Raw genomic sequence first — 20359 nt, 5'->3', positions numbered from 1 at the left:
TGAGAAATCCTATAACCGAATAATATGCACTACAACCAAAGGTTTTTTAGAGATTTTTCTATCCAAGAAATTCACCAAAGATTTTTTAAGGGTGTTTTCAATATTGCCATCATCATTCCGTTGAGGAACGGAAAGGGATTCAAAGGCATCCAGCGTCAGGCTTTCCAAATCTTTTCCGGTTTTCTCATCAAAGGAAAGACCCAACTTTTTGATGTCGGGTTCTTCGTGAAGCTCATTTTCCTCGTTTAACAAAAGGCTTAAAGACAAAACTCCATCATTACCCAGATAGTGACGTGTTCTAAAGATGGGATCATTGAAAGAAAGCAATTGTGTTCCATCCAGAGCCAATTTTCCAGTTGGCACTTCATCAATAATTGTTGCCCCTGTTTTGGTAATTTCAACGATGGTTCCATTTTCTGGAATTACGATATTCGGAATGCCCTGCTTTTTCCCCAGCTTCCCTTGTTCAACCATGTGAATGAGCTCTCCATGAACGGGAATAAGGGTTTGGGGGCGAATCCATTCGTACATCTTGACCAAATCATTGCGGCTGGGGTGCCCAGATACGTGAATATCTTCGGAATGTTTGAAGATAACATTGACGCCCAACTTAATGATTTTGCTTTTTAAGTTGTTAATAGATTTTTCGTTCCCAGGAATAATACGGGACGAGAAAATCACCACATCTCCTTCCTTCATTTTAACGTCAGGGTGAGTCCCAGAGGAGATGCGGCTTAGAGCTGCGCGGCTTTCCCCCTGGCTTCCAGAACAAATATATAAAACTTTCTGGCGAGCTATACTGCCTGCGGCCCGTGCTTCTGTGAACTGACCGACATTTTTCAGATATCCAAACTTTTGAGAAATTTCATTAATATTGTGGAACCCACGACCAAGCAATACGACTTTACGACCATGCTTTTGTCCAGCAAGAGCAATGGACTGCAAGCGCGCTACGTTTGAGGCGAAGCAGGTGACGAAAACTGCACCCTTAGTGTAGCTGCCAATCAATGTATCTAGATTGTCGCGAACGGTTTCTTCCGATCCTGAATCTCCCTCGTGAAAGACATTGGTCGAGTCAGAAATCATGGCCAAAATACCCTGGTCTCCAATTTTTCTAAGCTCTTGATCTTGAATGGGTTTGCCAATAAGAGGAGCATGATCTATTTTCCAATCCCCTGTATGAAAAATGTTGCCAACGGGGGTGCGCAGTATAATACCACTGGGTTCGGGAATTGAGTGGGTTAACGTGACCATTTCGATTTCAAAATCCCCAATTTTCTGGGAAGCCTTCAAAGGAATAACATTAAGAGATGATTCGAAATCAAGTCCCGTTTCCTTCATCTTTTTGCGAATCATTTCGATGGTAAAAGGGGTTGCATAAAGCTGCGGTTTTCCTAACTTCTCCCAAAGGTAGGGCAGGGCCCCAATATGATCTTCATGGGCATGAGTCAGCACGATGGCTTCTAATTTATCTAGCTTATCCTGTAGGAATGAAATGTTAGGCATCAGAACCTCAACACCCACACGGTCGTGGAAAGTAATGCCACAGTCAACCATCAACCAGCGGTTTTTGTATCCATACAGGTTAAGGTTCATTCCGATTTCACCCGACCCACCTAGGGGTAGGAAATACACGCTATCTTCTTTAAATTTCATTGATCTAATTCCTTATTTACAAATATGTCGCCCGAGGCCAAGCGCCAGTTAGTACCATTTTTTTCTATAAGTATCAAGTTTCCATTTTCGTCAATATCCTGAAACACCCCTTCTTTGGGGGTAGGTAGTATACGAACGGAGATGGTTTCTTTCAGTCGAAAGGCTCGTTTCAACCAAGCGCTACGAATAACGCCAAAAGATTCTTTTTTCCAAATATCTAGCCACTTTGTAAGAAAGGGCATCAGGCATTTGATCAATTCATGGGGAGAAAATTCCAGCCCATAGTCTTTCAAACAGGTGGCGGGCAAATCTTCAGGAAAAGAGTTTATATTCAGGCCGATACCAATTAGGGTGGTTTGCTCAAAGGGTTCCAACAAAATGCCGCCAGCCTTTTTCCCTGCCAATAAAATGTCATTGGGCCATTTGTATTGTAAGGGAAGGCTATTATTCAAAACAAGCAATATATCCCCCAGGGCAACAGCCATCAAGAAAGAAAGTTGACTCAATTCCGCTACAGAGAAGTGAAAAGGCAAAATTAAGGTGACATACAAATTGCCTTTTGGAGAGCTCCAATAACTTCCCGGTTTACCGCGTCCTTGAGTTTGCTGATCTGCCTGAATGATGTGAATTTGGGGAGATGCTGGATTATTCAAAACCCAATCTTTTGCGGCATCCATGGTGCTGGTGCAGCTTTCGAGATGAGTAATTTTATAAGTCACTTTTTAAAGCCTCTCGAACCAGATTGAAAACAAGACTCTGAATACCAATAAACCCCAGAACCATCAAAGGAACCAAGGACCAAAGGGTTTTCCAGTTATAAGAGCTATTTATTTGATGTTGCCCATCTTTAAGATAAATATTTTTGATAATCCTCAAATAATAAAAACAGCTAATCAGGCTAAAAAACAAAAGGGTTCCCACAACCCAGAAATTGTTATTTTCAATCAAGCTAAAGAATGTGAAAAGTTTGGGCCAGAAACCTGCCAAAGGAGGCAAGGTAGCAAGAGATAAAAGCAGGCTTGCCATTAAAAAACTTTGGATTGGATGTTGTTTATAGAGCCCTCGGATATCTTGAACAGTTTCAAGGTTTTGGTCGTTAAAATTCAACGTAGCCCAAAAAAAGAAGAAAGCAACGGTTGTCAGCGTATAAACAAACAAATAGCTTAAGGCTGCTACAAATCCGGAAAGCAATCCTGTACTGAATCCTACCATAACAAGCCCCAATTGACTTACGCTGGTATAGGCAAAAAGTCGTCGAATATTTGTTTGAAACAAAGCCCCTAATGTTCCCCAAACAACGGATAACATGCCAACGGCCATGAGTATAGGTTTCCATAAATCGATAAGACTATGAAAGGGTTTTAGCAAAAGGCGACAAAGCAAAATAACGATAGACACCTTGATGACAGAAGAAAAGATAGAAACCTGCGTTAAGGTAGCGCCTTCATAAACATCGGCAAGCCACAAATGAAAAGGAACTAAAGCTATTTTAAAGAAAATACCAGCCAAAACTAGGCAAAACCCTATCTCGAACCACAGCAGTGTTTGGGGATCATGGATGATCCACTCACTTGTTTTGTAAATTTCTTCAAAGCTAAGGGTTCCACTGGCCCCAAAAATAAAGCCAATTCCTAACAACAGAAATGCAGAGCTGACAATTGTACCAATAAAATATTTTAAGGATGCTTCAAGGGACCTATCCACATCACGACGCAAGGCAATGGCTGTGCATAATGGAATGGCTTGAATTTCCAGCCCCAAATACATTACAAGGAAATGATGGGCGGAAACAGCAATATAGGCGCCGATAAGCACAAACAGGAAAAGAGATGGGTATTCATAGTGCACATAGTCATCACGTTTTAAGGATCGGCTTAGGGGAGATTGGGAAAGGCCAAACCACCCAATTCCCAGACATAACATAAAGGTTTTTGATAGAATGGTTAGCCTATCAGCCGTTAAAAACCCATGAAAAGCGATACCATGAGAAGTATAGGTTATCCAGGAAAAGGTGAAGAAAAGCAGAATGAGACCAAGCAACACGTGGTAAAGATGCTGGTGTAAGAAAACAATGGGCAAAAAAGCGGAATCTTGATTCTTCTTTTGAAATACATTCAAGAATAGAAAGCCTATAGCAAAGACAAGCAAACAAAATTCTGGAGCAAACATTAAGGTAGCTAGATTCAACATGATGGGGACTGTTTTAAAACTTTAGAAAAAGTGTGGTCACCAAGTCGTAAAATAGATTTGGGGAAAAGACCAATCCCCACCATAAAAAAGGCAAAAATAATTAAAATAGATTTTTCCCTTATATCCAAATCTTTCAAACCTAAGATAATGGTTCCTGTGATACGGCTGAAGAAAACATTCTTATAAAGATTCATCATATAAATAGCTGTAAAAATCATGCTTATGCCAACCCCAAAAGCCCATAAGATGTGATGTTTGAATGTTCCCATCAATATTAAGAATTCCCCCACAAAACCGCTGGTTCCGGGGACCCCTATGGCCCCCATTGAGAATAGAAAAAACAGAATGGAAAATACGGGCATAACCCGGGCAAGTCCACCAAAGTCTTCGATGTTGCGAGAATGGACCTGACCATAGAGAATGCCAACCGAGAAAAAAAGGCCCGCTGCAATAAATCCATGGCTGATAAGGTATATCAAAGCTCCATTTAGGCTTTCAATAGTGCCAGTTATGACGCCCAAAAAAACTAACCCCATATGGGCAATAGAGGAACAGGCGATTATTTTTTTAATATCTTGTTGTGAGAAAATTAACCAAGAAGTGTAAACAATAGATATCAGAACCCAAATACCAAAATAGAAAGAGTATCGATTTAGAAACTCAGGAAACAAGGTGGGGAAAAAGCGCAAAAATCCATACCCCGCAATCTTTAATAAAACGCCTGCTAAAAGCATAGAAACGGGGGCGGGTGCCTGAACGTGGGCCAAGGGGAGCCAGGTATGCAAAGGAACGATGGGCATCTTAATCGCAAAAGAAACTAAAAACAAACTACCTATTAATGTTTGCATTTTGGGGTCAAGAAGGGTTTGAGATAAATGTTCAAGATCAAATGTGTTTGTTTCACTATAAAAAACTAAACTGCCTGCAAGCAAAAAGATAGACCCTAGAAATGTATATAGAAAAAAGTTAAGCGCTGCTCTGGTCCGGTTTTCCGCACCCCATAGGCCAATTAAAAAGTACATTGGAATTAAGCAGCCTTCCAGACATATGAAAAAAAACAAAAGATTCAAACTGGTAAAGGTGCCTAATAGAAAGGACTCAAGGGCTAATATAAGACTTGCGTAAAACTTTAGGTTTGTTTTGATGCTCTCCCAGCCCGCTAGGATCACTAAAGGAAAAATGAGGGTTGTGAGCAGAACGCAGCTTAAAGATAAGCCATCAACGCCAACTTTATATTCTAATGAGAAATAAGGCAATAAAGTAAGACGGTCTATAAATTGGTGACTGGGATTTTTAATATCAAAAAATATCCACAACAAAAGACTTAAAAATAAAGTTACAAGGGATGTCCAAAGAGCTACGTATTTTGCATTTGCCTGTCCAACGGATTTATTAATAAGGGATATAAAAATTGCCCCAAACAAAGGCAATAAAGTGACAACAGATAAAAGAGGAAAATTTTCAAAATTCATTTTACAAACAAATATCCCATAAACAGGATGATCCCAAGCGCAAGGGCCAGAAGGTAATGCATAAGATTTCCTGACTGAATATAAACGATTCCATCATTGCATTTTTTTATGCCTCGGGCTAGACCATTAATACACACATTATTAATAAACTCTTCATCAACTTGGTTTGACAGAAATTTGGAAACCTTTTGATAAGAGGTCACAAAAACAACCTGATAAGCGGTATCTATGTACCAACCACTCCTGAAAAATAGATATATTTTTTCTAAAGAAAATAGCATTTGAGAGATAAGTTTTGGGTACTGGGTGTATAAAATCACGCCCCCCCCAAAGCCCATCAAATTGAAAGCAAGGCTGCTCATAAGTAGAAAATTTTGAGTGCTGCCTAGCAGGAACAGGGGAATTTTTTGGTCAAAATAGGGAATCAGAATAACACCCAAACCAATGGCCCCCAAGGCCAAGACTCCCATGGCGCCGTATGCAATCCAAGAAAACTGTTTTAGAGGTTCTTGAGGCTTTTTTTTGGTCTTTTTATGAAAAGTTACAAACACAAGCCGGGCGCTGTAACAGATAGTCAAAAAGAAAAGAATTTCCAGACAAATGAATAAGAGATGACATGGGAATAACTTTGAATGAAAAGCCGTTTCCAAGATTTTTTCCTTTGCAAAAAAACCAGACAGAAATGGAAAGCCACACAGGGACAAAAGGCCAATCCATAGACCTGCGTAGGGGAGGGGTAAAACAAATTTAAACTTGGGCATCTCAAAAATGTTTTGCTCTCCATCGGCGGCATGGATTATGGATCCTGCGCACAAGAAAAGCAGAGCTTTAGAGAAGGCATGGGCAAGCAAAAATAAGAAGGCTGTAACATAAAGACCCAAACCAATAGAAACCATCATAAAACCCAGTTGGCTTATTGTTGAAAAGGCTAAAATCCTTTTGATATTTGTTTCCATAAGGGCAGCCGTTGCCCCTAACAGAGAGGTCAGCAAACCAATACCGAGTAAAATATGTTTAATAAGAGGTGTTTGATCTAATAGGGGGGACAGGCGAATCAACAAAAAAACGCCAGCGGTCACAAGGGTTGCAGAATGAAGAAGAGCTGACACGGGTGTGGGCGCCTCCATAGCATCTGGTAGCCAAGTGTGGAAGCCAAATTGAGCAGATTTTGCTAGCGCTGCAATTACGAATAAGGCACTGGCTAACGTGATGCTCGAAAATTCTAAACTAGCCACAGAAATGACAGGGTGCAGCGGAAAGGATAGGGGGGCAAAAATTGTTTGTAGGGATGAGGTGTGAAAAGAAAAAAGCAAGGTCAAGACGCCACCAATAAGGGCTACATCTCCAATGCGATTAATGACAAGACTTTTATAAGCAGCTTTCACGGCAGCGGGCCGATCATACCAAAAGCTGATGAGCAGGAAGGAGCAAAGGCCAATGAATTCCCATCCAAACAATAGTTGCAGTGTGGATTCAGCTGTCACAAATAGGGCCATGGACGTGACAAAAAAGCTAAGATAAATGTAGAACCGAGATCGTGAGGAATCCTGGGCCATATAGCTGGTGCTGTACAGGTAAATAAGGAACGATAAAACATTCAAAAGGCATAAGAACCATAGGCTGATTTTGTCGAGCCTTAGGGCCCACTGCACGGTTAAAAATGAAGTATGAATCCACTTAAAAAGAGGAATGGCTAAGGGAATTGGATTGTACAGAAAGTGAATCAACAGGCCTAGGGAAATAAGGGTAACCAAGCCTTGAATCGCAATAGTTATGATCTGAACTTTTTCATCATTGAGTTTGCTCAGGCTGAAAAACAAAGAAAGGCCGCTTACAAAAGGCAGAAAAACACACAGAATGGCGGCCAAGGAAATCATCTTTTTAAGGTCATCAGATTTTTGAGGGAAAGACTATGATAGTGGCGGAAATACAGAATAAGAAGTGAAATACCCACAGCTAATTTAGTGGCAGAAAGGGTTAAAATCACAAGGGCAAACACAAGGCCATCGATGTTATGATAAAGTTTTGCAAAGCAAATAAAAACCAGCAGGCATCCAAGCAGCATAACTTCAACTCCCATCAACATAATTAACAAGTTTCGGGGGTGTGCCAAAAGGACTGCAAATCCCAGGCAAAAAATAATAATACTGAGTATTAAATAATGTTCTAATGATATGAGCATATTTATATTTGTAAATGTAGCCTTTTTTATGGTTTGGCACAAGGTAGAAGTGCTTTAGTGCAGTAAACCCTTACTAGCAGTTTCAATCGATTTTTCTAAAGCGCTCATGAACTCTTTTTCTTCCATGCCCGGTTGCAGGGGGGGCAAAAATTTTAGTACAATTTCCCCAGGATATTTTAAAAACGTCCGGCGAGGCCAATAGACGCCCGAATTTAAGGCAACGGGAACCACAGGCGTATCCAAACGCTTATACAAAGTGTAAATACCTTTCTTATAGGGGTTTTGGGTTCCGGGGGCTGAACGGGTGCCTTCAGGAAAAATAATAATGGAATAGCCTTCTTCAAGGCGCTTTTTAGACAAAGAAATCATATTTTTGAGCGATGCTACAGTTCCGCGGCGATCTAAGGGAATCATACCTGCCTTTTTTAGATAAAGACCAAAGGGAAAAATATAGGTCAGTTCTTTTTTTAGAATATAGGCGGGTGCTTTTATAATGTGATTCAAAGCAATGGTTTCCCAGGCAGATTGATGCTTTATAGCCATTAGGACAGGTGTTTTGGGCATATATTCTTTGCCCTCAATTCTATAGGTAACCCCAACAATGGTCCTTAAGACCCATGAAACCCAGGTACTCCACGCATGGGGAATCCATCGATACATAGCTTTTGGCATCAGCAATAGGGGGCACAAGACAGTAAGGCCAATGGTGGTTCCCCCATAAAAAATAATGTTAAAAAGTATCGAGCGAAAAACAATCATAGGAATTTGGACTCAATCCATACCACAAGATATTTATTATACTCTAAAAATAAAATCTTTATGTTATAGGGGTTTAGCCACCAAAACCGGGACCGAAAGGTTGAAGAAATCACAGGGTAGGGGATCAAGCGCACATTAGGCAAAGCCTTTTCCAATTCAAGTAAACTGCGGGGAATGTGGTAATGAGACGTCACTACTTTCAGAGAGCTAAGTTTTTCAAACTCCTTGGCCCATTCTTTGGTTTCCTTGGCGTTTTCCCGGGTTGAATTGGCCTCATACCCCAGGGTGATTTTGTCATGATAGTCAGAATAGGGGGCAATTTCATCCAGATGAGTCTGTTTGTGAGCCCCGGAAATCAATACCGTTGAATCAGGACTTTTTTGCAGCAGTTGCAACCCCGCTTGAATGCGCCCCTTTCCCCCCGTCAGAATAACAATAGCATCCGCAGGGTCTTGGGAAATAGGGGTGAAATATATTTTGACTAAAAAAAGAATAAAACCCAAAAGCCAAATAGAGAATATAGCCTCTAAAACAATCAGTGTTTTTTTAAGCCAGTTTTCATACATGTGCATCTTTACACCATGTATTTCAAGGTCAATCTGACAGTTGCCCGGGCTGACAGCATCATGAAGAATGTAACGAACAAAGGCACAACAAGGCTCACCCCCCATAACCCAATGTTAGACAAAAGGGGGTTCAAAATCTGAATATTCATATTTTTGGCCAAGAAGTTCAGCAAAAAGAAAGTCAGCAAGGAAAAGATAAATCCGTAAATTCCACCCTTTGCGCCAATCCGCAAGGTGTGATTTTGGAATTGTTTGGCAATATAGCGATCTGTGGCGCCCATCAGGTACAGAACCTCAATGATGTGGCGGTGAATGATCAGGCTGGTTTGTGATGTGAATGCAATGGTTCCCATAGTGGCCGCAATAATAATTCCCAGAATCAAAAAGCTGATAATCTGGGTGGATTGGGCTAGTTCAAAGAGCCCCTCTTTCCAATCCAGGTGATCCTCAACAATAATATCGGATGAAATCATCCTTAAATTTTCCTTAAGTTGAGCCAAAGCCACGTCATTTCTTTGAACAATTTCAATGTCAATCAGACGGGGTAAGAATTGATCATCCATCACATCAAAATTGGTGGATGTATTTAGGTTTTTCAGAATTTCATGGGCAGAAAGAATCTTTATTTTTCCGACTTCAGGGATTTTTTCCAACAGAGCAATGGTGTCTTGAATAACTTGATCTTGGAGCGCCGACCCGGGATTCGCCATAGGGTTGCTGGGAATTTCAATGGTAATATGGCTTTGAAACCCTGTTTCCCATTGTTGGATCAGGGAGCTAACAGAAAAGGCAATCACCAAGGACAGGGTCGCCAAATAAACCATCAGTGCCACAATCCAGGGCAAAAAGCGATTAGCAGGATCTGACTTTAGGGGCAAATCATTATACAGCATTAGTTCCCCCTTGGTTTGCAGGATGAATCAAATAGCTTTTCCCTTTTTGCAGAAAAATTTCAGAGTGGTTAAACTGTTTGGCCAAAGACCTGTTGTGGGTTGCCAAAATAACCGTTGTTCCTGCCTTGTGCATTTCTTCGAACAGGTACAAAATTCTTAGGGCGGCAGCATCATCCACGTTTCCAGTGGGTTCGTCCGCCAGCAATAGTTTGGGGCGCGCAATAACGGCGCGGGCAATGGCCACCCGTTGCTGTTGTCCGCCAGAAAGAGTGTGGGGCAGGTGATCCAGAAAATCCTCCAAGCCAACCCAGGCTAGTAATTCAGCAGCTTGTTTCCTTGATTTTTTTGAAGAAACACCCCGAATTTTAAGAGGCAAAGAGACATTATCCAGAACATTCAGATGAGAAACCAAACGAAAGTCCTGAAATACAATGCCCATCTGACGGCGCATATAGGCCACATCATTCAAAGAAAGGTTTTTCGTGTTTTCCCCAAAGACGGAAATGTGCCCCCCCGTTTGACCGCAGGCAAGGTAAATCATCTTTAGCAGGGTAGATTTTCCAGCCCCGCTGATGCCTGTTAGAAAGTAAAAGTTCCCACTTTCAATTTGTAGGTTGAGTTTTGAGAAAAGTTTACTATCCCCATCAAAAGCTAGGTCCACATTGTGAAAGGAAACAATTTCTTTAAGATTCGCCTGTTTGTCCATGTTTTTGTATCATAGAATATTTTTTGTCCAAAAAAAAGCAGAATATTGGGGAAAGAGGTGTGTTTTGAGGTTGAAAGAAAGTTAACCTCATGGATCCGAACAAATCAGAAAAATATACTTTCTTTTATGGAGAAATACTGTTGACTTTTAGCGCGGGCAAGAAGAAAGTACTCAAAACTAATATCAATGGAGAGAAAATATGAAACCTAATTTTAAAAAACACATTCTTATATTCGCGTCTTTCATAGCTTTAAATAGCTATGGTGCCGTACGTAGTCTAGACGAAGACGGAAGATTTAGTGTGCACACCTTAGAGGGGGATGCTTTATCTATAACCGTTACAGAAAATATGCTGAAAGAAGCTAGAGCCATTGTCCGCTTAAGAGAACACGTTAGGGAGTTTTCGGTCATGGGTTTAACTCAACCTACAGAAACTCAACAGGCTCTTAAAAGACTTTTTGGAGAACGGTGTGCTGTAGTCAACGTTTCAGGCGCTATAGAAAAACTTTGGACCTCTACAAGGATTTTTACAATTTCAGAAACCGCGGGAAGTCTTGGAGCACTTAAAAATAGACTTTCTAGATTCGAAAATATTTCTGAAAGGTTTGAAATTCTGAAGCTACATGGGGATATCAGTAATACTTTATTGAAATCTCTTTTACAGCTTCACACTCAAAATGAAGAATTATGGAATTTTGTGGTAAAAGATGATTACCGCAGAGGCGTTCTATCCATTTTTGGAACATATCTAGAAAATATTACAATTTCTAGAGTATGTGAAGCTTATGAGGACTTTTCTGGAAGCATTCATACCATTTTTCCAAAGTATCTAGAAAGCTGTCCAATGGATGGAGATAAACCTTACGACGACTTTCTTGGGTATAGTCCGGAGGATTCTAAAATCATAATCTTTAAGAATCTTATAGCTGAAGAAAATAGCCGCTTTAAAAAACTCAGACTTGAAGCTGAGAAAAACAAGAAAGGAATTCTTAGGGATCTTTTTGGAGAAGAGATGGAAAGACAGGAGAGGCGATATAGTAACCTCTCACTAAATGAGCAGGCGTCTGAACGGGCGATGAGGCGCGGTTTTTAGTTATAGCTACTAACCAAAAATGGAGTCCTCGGGCTTGACTCGGGGACCCCGCCTTACTTATGGGGATTTTGATTCAATATCTTGAAAAACCAGCCTAATTCAGCTTGACAGCCCCTATTAAGGATGTCATCTCTTTTTAAAAAGGAGAAAAAACGTGAAAAATTCAATTGTCGGAGCCATTTGTCTGATCGGATCGATTATTCCAAATATTTTGAATGCAGCTGCTGCTGAGGTTGATGTGGCGCCAACTTCAAAACCCAAAAATTGTTTGCAGACGACTCAAGTATTATTTAATGACCCGTCTCTTCTTGAGGCCGAAAAAAGATCATTATCAGTTTGTCTTCTTAAGCTCAACGAAGAATTAGGCAAGAGAGATCTTTTAATGAGAGAGCCTGAAAAGATGGCGGAATTCTTAAAAACAATTGATTGGATCAATAGAAAAGAAGTTGTGAGGGCTGTTTGTACTGTTATGCCCCCGAAAACTTTCGGAATGGATTTTAAGTTTTATAATCTTCAACCCTTGTTTGATCGAATTATTAATATTGTGCCGGGCGATCTAGAGACGGTATTGGAGCGTGCGCAAGCTGAGATTTCTAGCAAAGAAAAAATAAAAGGGCGCACGCTTTCGTCAAGTGCTCGAGCTACGATTATTCAAGCAGCAGCAGAAAAAACTTATTTGTGAAGAATGACTAGAGAATTTTTTGTGCTTGGGGGCGTGCTCTCCCTAGGGCAGAGGGAAAGAAATTTTTTGTTCCTAGGCTAATAATACCCCAAACTCTTTTTTGACTCTGGTAATACGGCCATAGGTTTTCCTTTTTTAAGCGATCTTAAGATCAATTAGGAGAGGTATTTTGTCACTAAGGCCAAATCCTCAGGCGTGTCAACGCCAGCTAAGAAAGATTCTGTGAAATAAACCCCAATTTTATAGCCCATTTCAAGGGCGCGCAGTTGTTCTAAACTTTCTTGCTTTTCAAGACCAGATTGGGGTGCTTTCACAAAAGAATCCAGGGCAAATCGACGATAGGCATAAATGCCCGCATGATGAAAGTGAGGGCCGCTGCCATAGGGAACAGGAGACCGGCTAAAGTAAATGCCATCCCCCCGGTTATCACGAAAGTCAGCAATCACTGCTTTGACCACATTTCGGTTGGTCAGTTCATCCGGTGAATTCAAAGGGGTCACCAGGGTTGAAATTTGAAATTTGTCAGATTCTTTCAGGGGAATAAGAACTTTTTGAACGTCGGCGGATGTTATGGTGGGTAAATCCCCTTGTAAATTAATCACAACATCATGATTCCCATGGGGATCAAAGGTTTGCAACGCTTCATAAATACGATCTGATCCGGTGGCGTGATCAAAGCGGGTTGACACGGCAATGCCGCCCGCTTGTTCAACCAAATCTATAATTTCTTGGTTGGGGGTTGCAACTATTACAGGCCCCACCTTGGCATTCATAGCATTTTCCAGAACATGGATAATCATGGGTTTTCCATGGATTAAAGCCAAAGGTTTTTGGGGGAAGCGGGTTGCTTCTAAGCGAGAGGGAATAATAATGACAGGATTCATAATAACCTACTTTCTGGCTGGCAATAACAAAAGAATACCCAAAAAGATGGCGCTGAAGGTCATCAAATAAAGGCTGGGAATCAAAAACACTTCATTGTTTGTACTGGTTTGCATAGATGCTGTTAATAGGAAAGGCGTAAGCCCCCCCATAATACCAACGCCAACACTATAGCTAAAGGAAATGCCTGTGTAGCGGTCTTGAGCAGGGAAAAGAGCTTGAGAAAACAAAGGCTGCACGCCAATAATGCTGGCAACTAATAGGCCCAATAAAATATGGCCGCCCAGTACTGAAAACTCAGGGGTTGATGTGATTGCCATGAAGGCGGGAACGGTTAGCCCTAAAATCAGGAAACAGGCGACTACTAGAGTTTCCTTTGCCCCGTATTTATCAGCATAATAGCCAAAGAAAGGGCACCCCAACATACAGGCGAGCATACCAAAAAAGCCATTAAAGGTTGCGTTGCTGACCGAGTGGTTCAAGGTATTTACAAGATACACATTCAGAAAGCTGACCAGTGTGTAGGTTAAGGCCCCATCAAAAGCTGCAATAGCTAGGACGAATAGGCAGGACCGCCAGTGGGTAACTAAGGCTGTTTTCAAAGGAGAGGGAACAATCTGATCTTTCTTTTGAATCTCTTTAAAGATGGGACTTTCGTCTATTTCTCGGCGCAGATAAAGGCCCCCTAAGCTGAAAAGGCCCCCTAATAAAAAGGCTCCTCTCCAAGCCCAACCAGGAAAAATATCAGTTGTCAAAAAAGATACAATAATTGAAGCGAACAATGACCCCAAAAGGCAAGAGCCTACAATCGCACCCCCCACAAAACCGGGCTGTTTTTTCCCCAGGTGTTCAAGAGCGAAGATGGTGGCGCCGTTGAATTCACCCCCAGCACAAATTCCTTGCAAAAAGCGACACAAAATTAAGGCTATTGGCGCCCAGATGCCAATCTCCTCATACACAGGCAAAAATGCGATCGCAGTGGTTGGTATCCCCATAAATAGAATGGACAGGGTCAATGCCTTTTTTCTGCCAATTTTATCGCCAATATGACCAAATAGGATAGCACCCAAAGGACGCACAAAGAAAGAAACACCAAAGGCCAAAAGGCTAATCAATAAAGATAGGGCAGGTGTTTTTGCTGGAAAATAAAGGGCAGCAAACACAGGAGTTAGCGCTCCATACAAGGTTAGGTTGTAAAACTCTAAAGCATTTCCCAGAATGCTTGCAATTGTAATACGGGCGGCGTGACGCATTAGATATCTTTCCTTGTTTTCTGAGGGGGTTCAACAATACGAATGTGAACTTCCTCTAATTGTTTTTTTGAAACAACAGCTGGGGCACCCATCAATAGGTCTTCCGCCTGTTGAGTCATGGGGAAAGCAATAACTTCTCGAATATTGGGTTCATCTGCCAGAAGCATAACCATTCGGTCAATGCCTGGGGCACAGCCCCCATGGGGTGGGGCACCATAGGTCAAGGCTTTCAACATGCCGCCGAATTTTTCTTCCATGTCTTTGCGGGAATATCCCGCAATAGCAAAGGCTTTTTCCATCACATCAGGAAGATGGTTTCTGATGGCACCACTGCACAACTCAATTCCGTTACACACGATGTCATATTGGAAGGCTTTTATGGTTAAAGGATCCTTGTTCATCAAGGCGCCTAGCCCTCCTTGAGGCATAGAGAAAGGATTGTGGCTAAATTCAACCAGTCCCGTTTTTTCATCTATTTCATACATGGGAAAGTCAATAACCCAGCAGAACTCAAAGGCATCTTTCTTAACTAAGTCAAGTTCTTCTGCTATTTTATGGCGGGCTAGAGAAGAGAGCTTTTGGGCCGCTTTTAAAGGTGAGCACACAAAAAAGACAGAATCATTATCTTTTAAGTTAGCCAGTTCTTTCAACAATTTCAGTTGTTCTGGGTTTAAAAACTTGGCAATGGGGCCTTTAGCTTCGTTATTTTGAAAGGTAATATATCCAAGTCCTGGTGCGCCTTGTTCTTGGGCCCAACCGTTTAGTTTGTCAAAGAAGCTGCGGGGTTGGTTGGCCGCATTAGGGGCGGGAATGGCGCGTACCACTTGTCCCTTTTTAACATTATTCGCAAAAATGGAAAACCCGGAATCTTTAAAAACAGCGCTTACATCAGAAATCAGCAAGGGATTTCTTAGGTCTGGTTTGTCAGACCCATAAAGCAACATGGCATCATCATAGGTGATTCTTGGAAAAGGGGAGGGGGAAACGGTTTTTTTGTCTTTAAATTCTTCAAACAATCCATGCAAGACGGGTTCAATGGCTTGAAAAACATCTTCTTGCGTGACGAAAGACATTTCCATGTCCAGTTGATAAAATTCGCCGGGGGATCTATCTGCTCGGGCATCTTCATCCCGGAAGCATGGGGCGATTTGGAAATACCGGTCAAACCCAGAAATCATCAATAATTGTTTAAACTGTTGGGGAGCCTGGGGAAGGGCATAAAATTTTCCAGGATGTAAACGGCTGGGCACCAAATAGTCCCGTGCTCCTTCAGGAGAACTAGCCGTTAGAATAGGCGTTTGGAACTCCATAAACCCTGATTTGATCATACGCTGGCGAATGCTCGCAATAATCTGGTTTCGCAATACAATGTTTCTGTGCAACTTTTGACGCCGTAAATCTAAGAAACGGTATTTCAGGCGCAGCTCTTCCGATGTGTCGGCAGCGCTGTTGACCTGCAAAGGAAGCATAGCCGCGGCAGATTCCACATGGATGCTAAGCATATGCACCTCAATTTGCCCCGTAGGGAGCTGAGGATTCACCGTTTCAGGGGTGCGGGCAATGACCTTTCCCGTCAGAGTAATCACACTTTCTAAGGGTGCTTTTTCTGCGATATTGAACAGAACGTTCGATTGGTCAATGACGCATTGAATCAACCCGTAGTGGTCGCGCAAGTCAACAAACAGCAGATTGCCGTGATCACGTTTGCAATGAATCCAGCCAGATAGACGAACAACTTCATTGATATGAGTCGTATTGAGCTCTCCACAAGTATGGGTGCGATAAGGGTGCATAAATTTCCTTCTTTAAACTTTCTACAGCTATAGCTGATTCCTTATAAAAGGAGTACATCGTTACTCGTCGCTAACCTAGATTTACTAGGCGTCGCTCCTCGTGCCTCGTATCCTTTTAAAGTAATCTAGCTATATAATAGGCAGCCGCTCTCAAGTTGCAAGTATTTTTGCAAAATCTAGATAAGTTTTTTTGATTTCAGAAGGCCAATGACGGTTTTGGGGTCAATTTTTCCTTTGGAATCTGTGACCAAAGGATACATATTTTCTTTGTAATTTAAAGAGGGAGTTTTCAGAAACAACCCAACGCTCGGTTTTCCAAGGATTGCCGCAAAGTTCAGCATGCCCGTGTCATTGCCCACAAACAAATCGCATAAACTTAAAAATCCCAGGGATTCTTGGATGGAAAGGTGGGTGAGGGGGATAATTCTTGAAGTCAGATTAACGACCCCCAGCTGGGCAATCAGCTTAGCCTCCTCTTCCTCTTGTTTTCCCGCAAATACAAACACAGTGCCATAGTCTTCTAAGTATCTGGCAAGGCTGGCAAAAGATTCTAGAGGCCACTTCTTAAAAGACTCACTTCCTCCAATGCCCAGGGCGATCCAAGGCTTTGGAAAACCCCCTAAACGTTCTTCTATTGTTTCCATCTCGTTCTTATTTGCTTGGAACAAATTTCCTGTAGGCTTTAAGCCATGCTTCTGAATTAAATGGTCTGCTCTCTTAATGGGGTGAGAATGAAACTCGTGTCTGGTCAAGCGAGGGTTTTGTAAAAAGAAATGCCCTAAATGGCGCCCATAGCCGTAAACAACCTTAATGCCAGCCAGTTTGCAGGCAATCGTATATCGCCAGCTGTGGTGTAAAATCCACACTTCTGTGAAAGATCTAGATTTCAGTAAGCGAACCAGACTGAAAAGACTCGTTTTTTTCGCTACCAAGACTTCTTTAATATAGGGTGACCCTTGAAAAATCTGGGGGGCGATTGCCGGCTTTGTCAGTAAGGTGATCTTTTTATCTGACGCCCGGTCTGCTATGGCCGTCATGTGCTCGTGAAACCAGGCCAGATCTCCTAGACCAGGTAAGGGTTGTATCACAAGGATGTTTTCTTGGGTCATGTTATTTTACTTTCCATTCAGCGTCTTCGCGAGCCCCACAGGGGCGTGGCGATCCAGCTTATTTTCTCTATAACAAAAGGTATGCAATTGGCTTTCTTCAGTCAACACTAAAGAAAATATGAAACTGACTAAAGACCAGAGGCAGGGTGTTGCAAAGACATATAGGGAAAAGATGAAGGAGAATCCTGTTCTTTTGAAAGAGTTTAGGGAAAAGCGCAGTGCGTCTCAAGATAAGTATAAAGAAAAACGATGGAAACCTTATCAGCAGTAGGAGGAGACGCTGCACAGATTCAAGACAGTTGCAAAGAGTCAGCATCTGATATGACCGGAGCGTCTGCAGAATAAAACTTCCTTGTCCAAAGGGTAGTAGAGCTGACCTCATAAACACAGAACCGTTCCACAGTAACTTTCTAGGCGTTAAGTTGAGGGCCACCTTTGTCATGGGTGGGTTACACCTCAATTGCAACAGCCAGGGCTTCTCCTCCGCCGATGCAGATGGCCGCGATGCCGCGCTTTCCGCCCGTGCGTTCCAGAACATTCAGCAAAGTAACCACAATGCGGGCCCCTGAGGCGCCGATGGGGTGCCCCAAAGCGCAAGCCCCTCCATGAATGTTCACTTTCGCAGGGTCAAGCTTCAAGTCTTTTATGGCCACCATAGCAACTACGGCAAAGGCCTCGTTAATTTCAAAGGCGTCTACCGAGTCTTTAGACCATCCTGTTTTTTCAAGCAACTTCTGAATGGCGTGGATGGGTGCCGTGGCGAACCATTTTGATTCATGAGCATGGTGGCTAAAGCCCACAATTTTTGCTCGTGCGGCTAATCCCAGTGCTTTGGCATGGCTTTCTGTGCTGATCATTAGCACTGCTGCTCCATCGGATATGCCGCTAGAGCTTGCCGCCGTAATAGTTCCATTTTCTCCAAAAGCTGGTTTTAGTAAGGGGATTTTTTCAATTTTTGCGCGATCCAAAGTCCCATCCTCAGTCACCTCTACTGTTTCTGTGGGTGTTTTAATGACAACGGAGGCAATTTCTCGTTCAAACCATTTTTCTGCGGTGGCTTGCTTTGCGCGGCGCACAGATTCGGTTGCATAAGCATCTTGTTCGGCCCGCGTAAACCCATAATGCTTTGATGTTGCTTCTGCAAACATTCCCATCAGAGTTCCTTTTGAGTAGGCATCTTCTAGGCCATCCAAAAACAAATGGTCTGCATAATGCTCTGCCACAGGTTGTTCCCCCTTGGCTGGGCGTCGTTTCAGCAAAGGGGCGTTTGACATGCTTTCCATCCCCCCCGTCAAAAGCAGTTTGCTGTGACCGGCCATCAGTTGGCTCATGCCTATAATCATGGCTCGCATGCCTGACCCACAAACTTTATTGACAGTTGTGGCCGCAACACCTTCGGGCAGTCCAGACTTTAAGGCAACTTGGCGGGCAGGAGCTTGGCCTAATCCTGCAGGAAGAACACACCCCATAATCACTTCATCAATTTCTTTTGTATCCACGTTCGTCAGGGCTAACAAGCTGCGGGTAGCTACGGTCCCCAGCTCTACAGCCGATAGACGGGAAAGGTTGCCCTGAAAGGACCCCAGGGGTGTGCGTACCCCCTCAATAATAATGATTGAATCTTTGGGCATAAAAAAACTCCTAAATAATAAACATATGGGCCAGCCACAGGAATGAGGCAAACCCTAAAATATCTGTGGTAGCGCCCAGCAAAGGGCCAGAGCTTAAGGCTGGATCAAGACCAAATCGGGCAATGAAGAATGGGAACAAAACCCCCCCAAAAGCGGCCCAACACATATTAAAAATCAAGGATGCAGGCAAAATCAAAGCCATCTTCACATCCCCTAGCCACAACAACACAATCAGACTTAAAACCACAGAAAAAAACAAAGAATTTGTGATTGCAATAGAAAGCTCTTTCGCAAACATTTTCCAGGGGTTAATGGTCTGGAAAAGCCGTGTGGCAAAAGTTCGAATAGTGACGGTTACAACTTGAGTTCCTGCAGCACTTCCCATGGCTGCCACAATGGTCATTAGGGCGGCGAGAGAGGGAATCTGTTCAATCGTTGCCTGATAGTGGTTAATGACAAAAGCCGCAATCAGAGCATTAATCAAGCTGACGATCAGCCACCCCATGCGCCGACTTGAAGTCACCAAAAGGGGCGCCGTCAAATCCGTTTCACCCACACCCGTGATCTGAAAGATGTCTTTTTCTGCTTCTTCCGCCATGGCTTCTGCCACGTCATCCCCTGTAATCATGCCGATAATAGATCCTGATTCATCTTCAACGGGGGCCGAAACCAAGTGATAGCGACGAAACAAATACACAACCTCTTCCTGGCCAAGGCTAGCGGATATTTTTTTAATATCCTGCTTCATAATGTCTTTCAGGGGCATGCTGCTGCTGTGTTGCAGTAGCTTATCAAGGGTCACGCTTCCCAAAATTTTATATTTGGGATTAATAATGTAAACTTCATAAAAATGATCGGGCAGCAGCTTTTCTTTTTGAAAATGTTTCAACAAATCCCCCACTTTCCAAAAGGAGGGAACGGCCACAAGCTCCTGTTGCATCAGACGGGCAGCGCTGTCTTCTGGATAGGCAGAAACAATTTCAAAGCTGGCGCGTGCCGCAGCGGGAATCATGGCTAAAATGGCATGACGCTGTTTAGCCGTCAGCTCGTCAATCAAGCAGAAAGCGTCATCACTATCCAGTTCATGCAGGCGCTTGGCCAAGGTTTTGATGCCAATCATCTGAACCATGGCTTGACGGCGATGATCAGAAAGCTCTAACAGAACGTCAAAATGGAAGCTAATATTGGAAAGACGGATAAAATTTTTCAGATCATCCAGATCTAAGTTCTCTAAAACACTGGCCAAGTCAGCAGGATCAACATCTTTAATAACCTCAATAAGAGGATCTTTTTTGTTCCTTTGAACAAGGTCTTGGATTTGATCAAAAAGCCGATCAGAGATTTGGGCAAAGTTTTCAGCCAGAGCTAAGCTTGCAAATTCAGGGTGTTCTGGGGCGTCGATTATTTTTCCCATGTCTTTCCTTTCCTGGCTCAGCCCAAAAGCTGCCTGTCATGCGTGTATTTTACCTATATTATTTCCCAAAGTATATAT

The 20359-nt window shown here is 42.6% G+C and carries 18 protein-coding genes; 2 read left to right on the top strand and 16 right to left on the bottom strand.

The features are described 5' to 3' along the window. Positions 1–9: 9 nt before the first annotated feature. The 10 genes from WCG05_02855 to WCG05_02810 are packed head-to-tail and all read right to left on the bottom strand — an operon-like array spanning position 10 to position 10424. On the bottom strand, positions 10–1656 hold the full coding sequence (locus tag WCG05_02855; protein ID MEI8320934.1) for a ribonuclease J: 1647 nt from the start codon (positions 1654–1656) through the stop codon (positions 10–12). Further along, positions 1653–2375 carry a biotin--[acetyl-CoA-carboxylase] ligase gene (locus WCG05_02850; GenBank protein ID MEI8320933.1) on the bottom strand — a complete coding sequence of 241 codons (723 nt, stop codon included), beginning with the start codon at positions 2373–2375 and terminating at the stop codon, positions 1653–1655. Before WCG05_02850 ends, WCG05_02855 begins: the two co-directional genes overlap by 4 nt. Beyond that, complete coding sequence (locus WCG05_02845; GenBank protein MEI8320932.1) at positions 2365–3846, bottom strand: NADH-quinone oxidoreductase subunit N; 1482 nt, start codon at positions 3844–3846, stop codon at positions 2365–2367. Before WCG05_02845 ends, WCG05_02850 begins: the two co-directional genes overlap by 11 nt. Further along, complete coding sequence (locus tag WCG05_02840) at positions 3840–5318, bottom strand: NADH-quinone oxidoreductase subunit M (GenBank protein ID MEI8320931.1); 1479 nt, start codon at positions 5316–5318, stop codon at positions 3840–3842. Before WCG05_02840 ends, WCG05_02845 begins: the two co-directional genes overlap by 7 nt. Continuing rightward, on the bottom strand, positions 5315–7195 hold the full coding sequence (locus tag WCG05_02835) for an NADH-quinone oxidoreductase subunit L (GenBank protein ID MEI8320930.1): 1881 nt from the start codon (positions 7193–7195) through the stop codon (positions 5315–5317). The genes WCG05_02840 and WCG05_02835 overlap by 4 nt, the downstream gene beginning before the upstream one ends. Beyond that, positions 7192–7500 carry an NADH-quinone oxidoreductase subunit NuoK gene (gene nuoK, locus WCG05_02830; protein ID MEI8320929.1) on the bottom strand — a complete coding sequence of 103 codons (309 nt, stop codon included), beginning with the start codon at positions 7498–7500 and terminating at the stop codon, positions 7192–7194. Before nuoK ends, WCG05_02835 begins: the two co-directional genes overlap by 4 nt. A 54-nt stretch (positions 7501–7554) precedes the next feature. Further along, positions 7555–8259 carry a lysophospholipid acyltransferase family protein gene (locus tag WCG05_02825; GenBank protein ID MEI8320928.1) on the bottom strand — a complete coding sequence of 235 codons (705 nt, stop codon included), beginning with the start codon at positions 8257–8259 and terminating at the stop codon, positions 7555–7557. After that, a complete protein-coding gene (locus tag WCG05_02820) occupies positions 8256–8831 on the bottom strand; it encodes a YdcF family protein (protein ID MEI8320927.1) in 576 nt (191 codons plus the stop codon). Before WCG05_02820 ends, WCG05_02825 begins: the two co-directional genes overlap by 4 nt. 2 nt (positions 8832–8833) lie before the next feature. Further along, positions 8834–9718, bottom strand: coding sequence for a hypothetical protein (locus tag WCG05_02815; protein ID MEI8320926.1), 885 nt, complete (start codon positions 9716–9718; stop codon positions 8834–8836). Continuing rightward, entirely contained in the window at positions 9708–10424 is a 717-nt protein-coding gene (locus WCG05_02810; GenBank protein ID MEI8320925.1) for an ATP-binding cassette domain-containing protein, read from the bottom strand. The genes WCG05_02815 and WCG05_02810 overlap by 11 nt, the downstream gene beginning before the upstream one ends. Positions 10425–10623: 199 nt before the next feature. On the opposite strand from WCG05_02810, the gene WCG05_02805 reads away from it, so the two are divergent. Together WCG05_02805 and WCG05_02800 are read left to right on the top strand one after the other, a co-directional pair. After that, positions 10624–11517, top strand: coding sequence for a hypothetical protein (locus tag WCG05_02805; protein MEI8320924.1), 894 nt, complete (start codon positions 10624–10626; stop codon positions 11515–11517). Between the two features lie 154 nt (positions 11518–11671). Further along, positions 11672–12199, top strand: a complete 528-nt coding sequence (locus tag WCG05_02800; GenBank protein MEI8320923.1) for a hypothetical protein — start codon at positions 11672–11674, stop codon at positions 12197–12199. A 155-nt stretch (positions 12200–12354) separates the two neighbouring features. Here WCG05_02800 and WCG05_02795 read toward each other — a convergent pair whose 3' ends face one another. The 6 genes from WCG05_02795 to mgtE form a co-directional block, all read right to left on the bottom strand. After that, a complete protein-coding gene (locus tag WCG05_02795; GenBank protein MEI8320922.1) occupies positions 12355–13083 on the bottom strand; it encodes a 3-deoxy-manno-octulosonate cytidylyltransferase in 729 nt (242 codons plus the stop codon). 6 nt (positions 13084–13089) lie between these two features. After that, positions 13090–14334, bottom strand: a complete 1245-nt coding sequence (locus WCG05_02790) for an MFS transporter (protein ID MEI8320921.1) — start codon at positions 14332–14334, stop codon at positions 13090–13092. Next, complete coding sequence (aspS, locus tag WCG05_02785; protein MEI8320920.1) at positions 14334–16127, bottom strand: aspartate--tRNA ligase; 1794 nt, start codon at positions 16125–16127, stop codon at positions 14334–14336. Before aspS ends, WCG05_02790 begins: the two co-directional genes overlap by 1 nt. A 176-nt stretch (positions 16128–16303) precedes the next feature. After that, the gene (locus WCG05_02780; protein MEI8320919.1) at positions 16304–17236 is read right to left on the bottom strand and encodes a glycosyltransferase family 9 protein; all 933 of its coding nucleotides are present in this window, start codon (positions 17234–17236) and stop codon (positions 16304–16306) included. A gap of 449 nt (positions 17237–17685) precedes the next feature. Continuing rightward, complete coding sequence (locus WCG05_02775; GenBank protein ID MEI8320918.1) at positions 17686–18867, bottom strand: thiolase family protein; 1182 nt, start codon at positions 18865–18867, stop codon at positions 17686–17688. A gap of 10 nt (positions 18868–18877) precedes the next feature. Further along, positions 18878–20281 (bottom strand): magnesium transporter, encoded by a 1404-nt coding sequence (gene mgtE, locus WCG05_02770; protein MEI8320917.1) that lies wholly within the window; start codon positions 20279–20281, stop codon positions 18878–18880. Positions 20282–20359: the final 78 nt, after the last annotated feature.

The organism is Alphaproteobacteria bacterium (assembly GCA_037146715.1).
Taxonomy (GTDB): Bacteria; Pseudomonadota; Alphaproteobacteria; order UBA7879; family UBA5542; genus JBAWWO01.
This window is presented reverse-complemented; position numbering and strand designations above follow the sequence as displayed.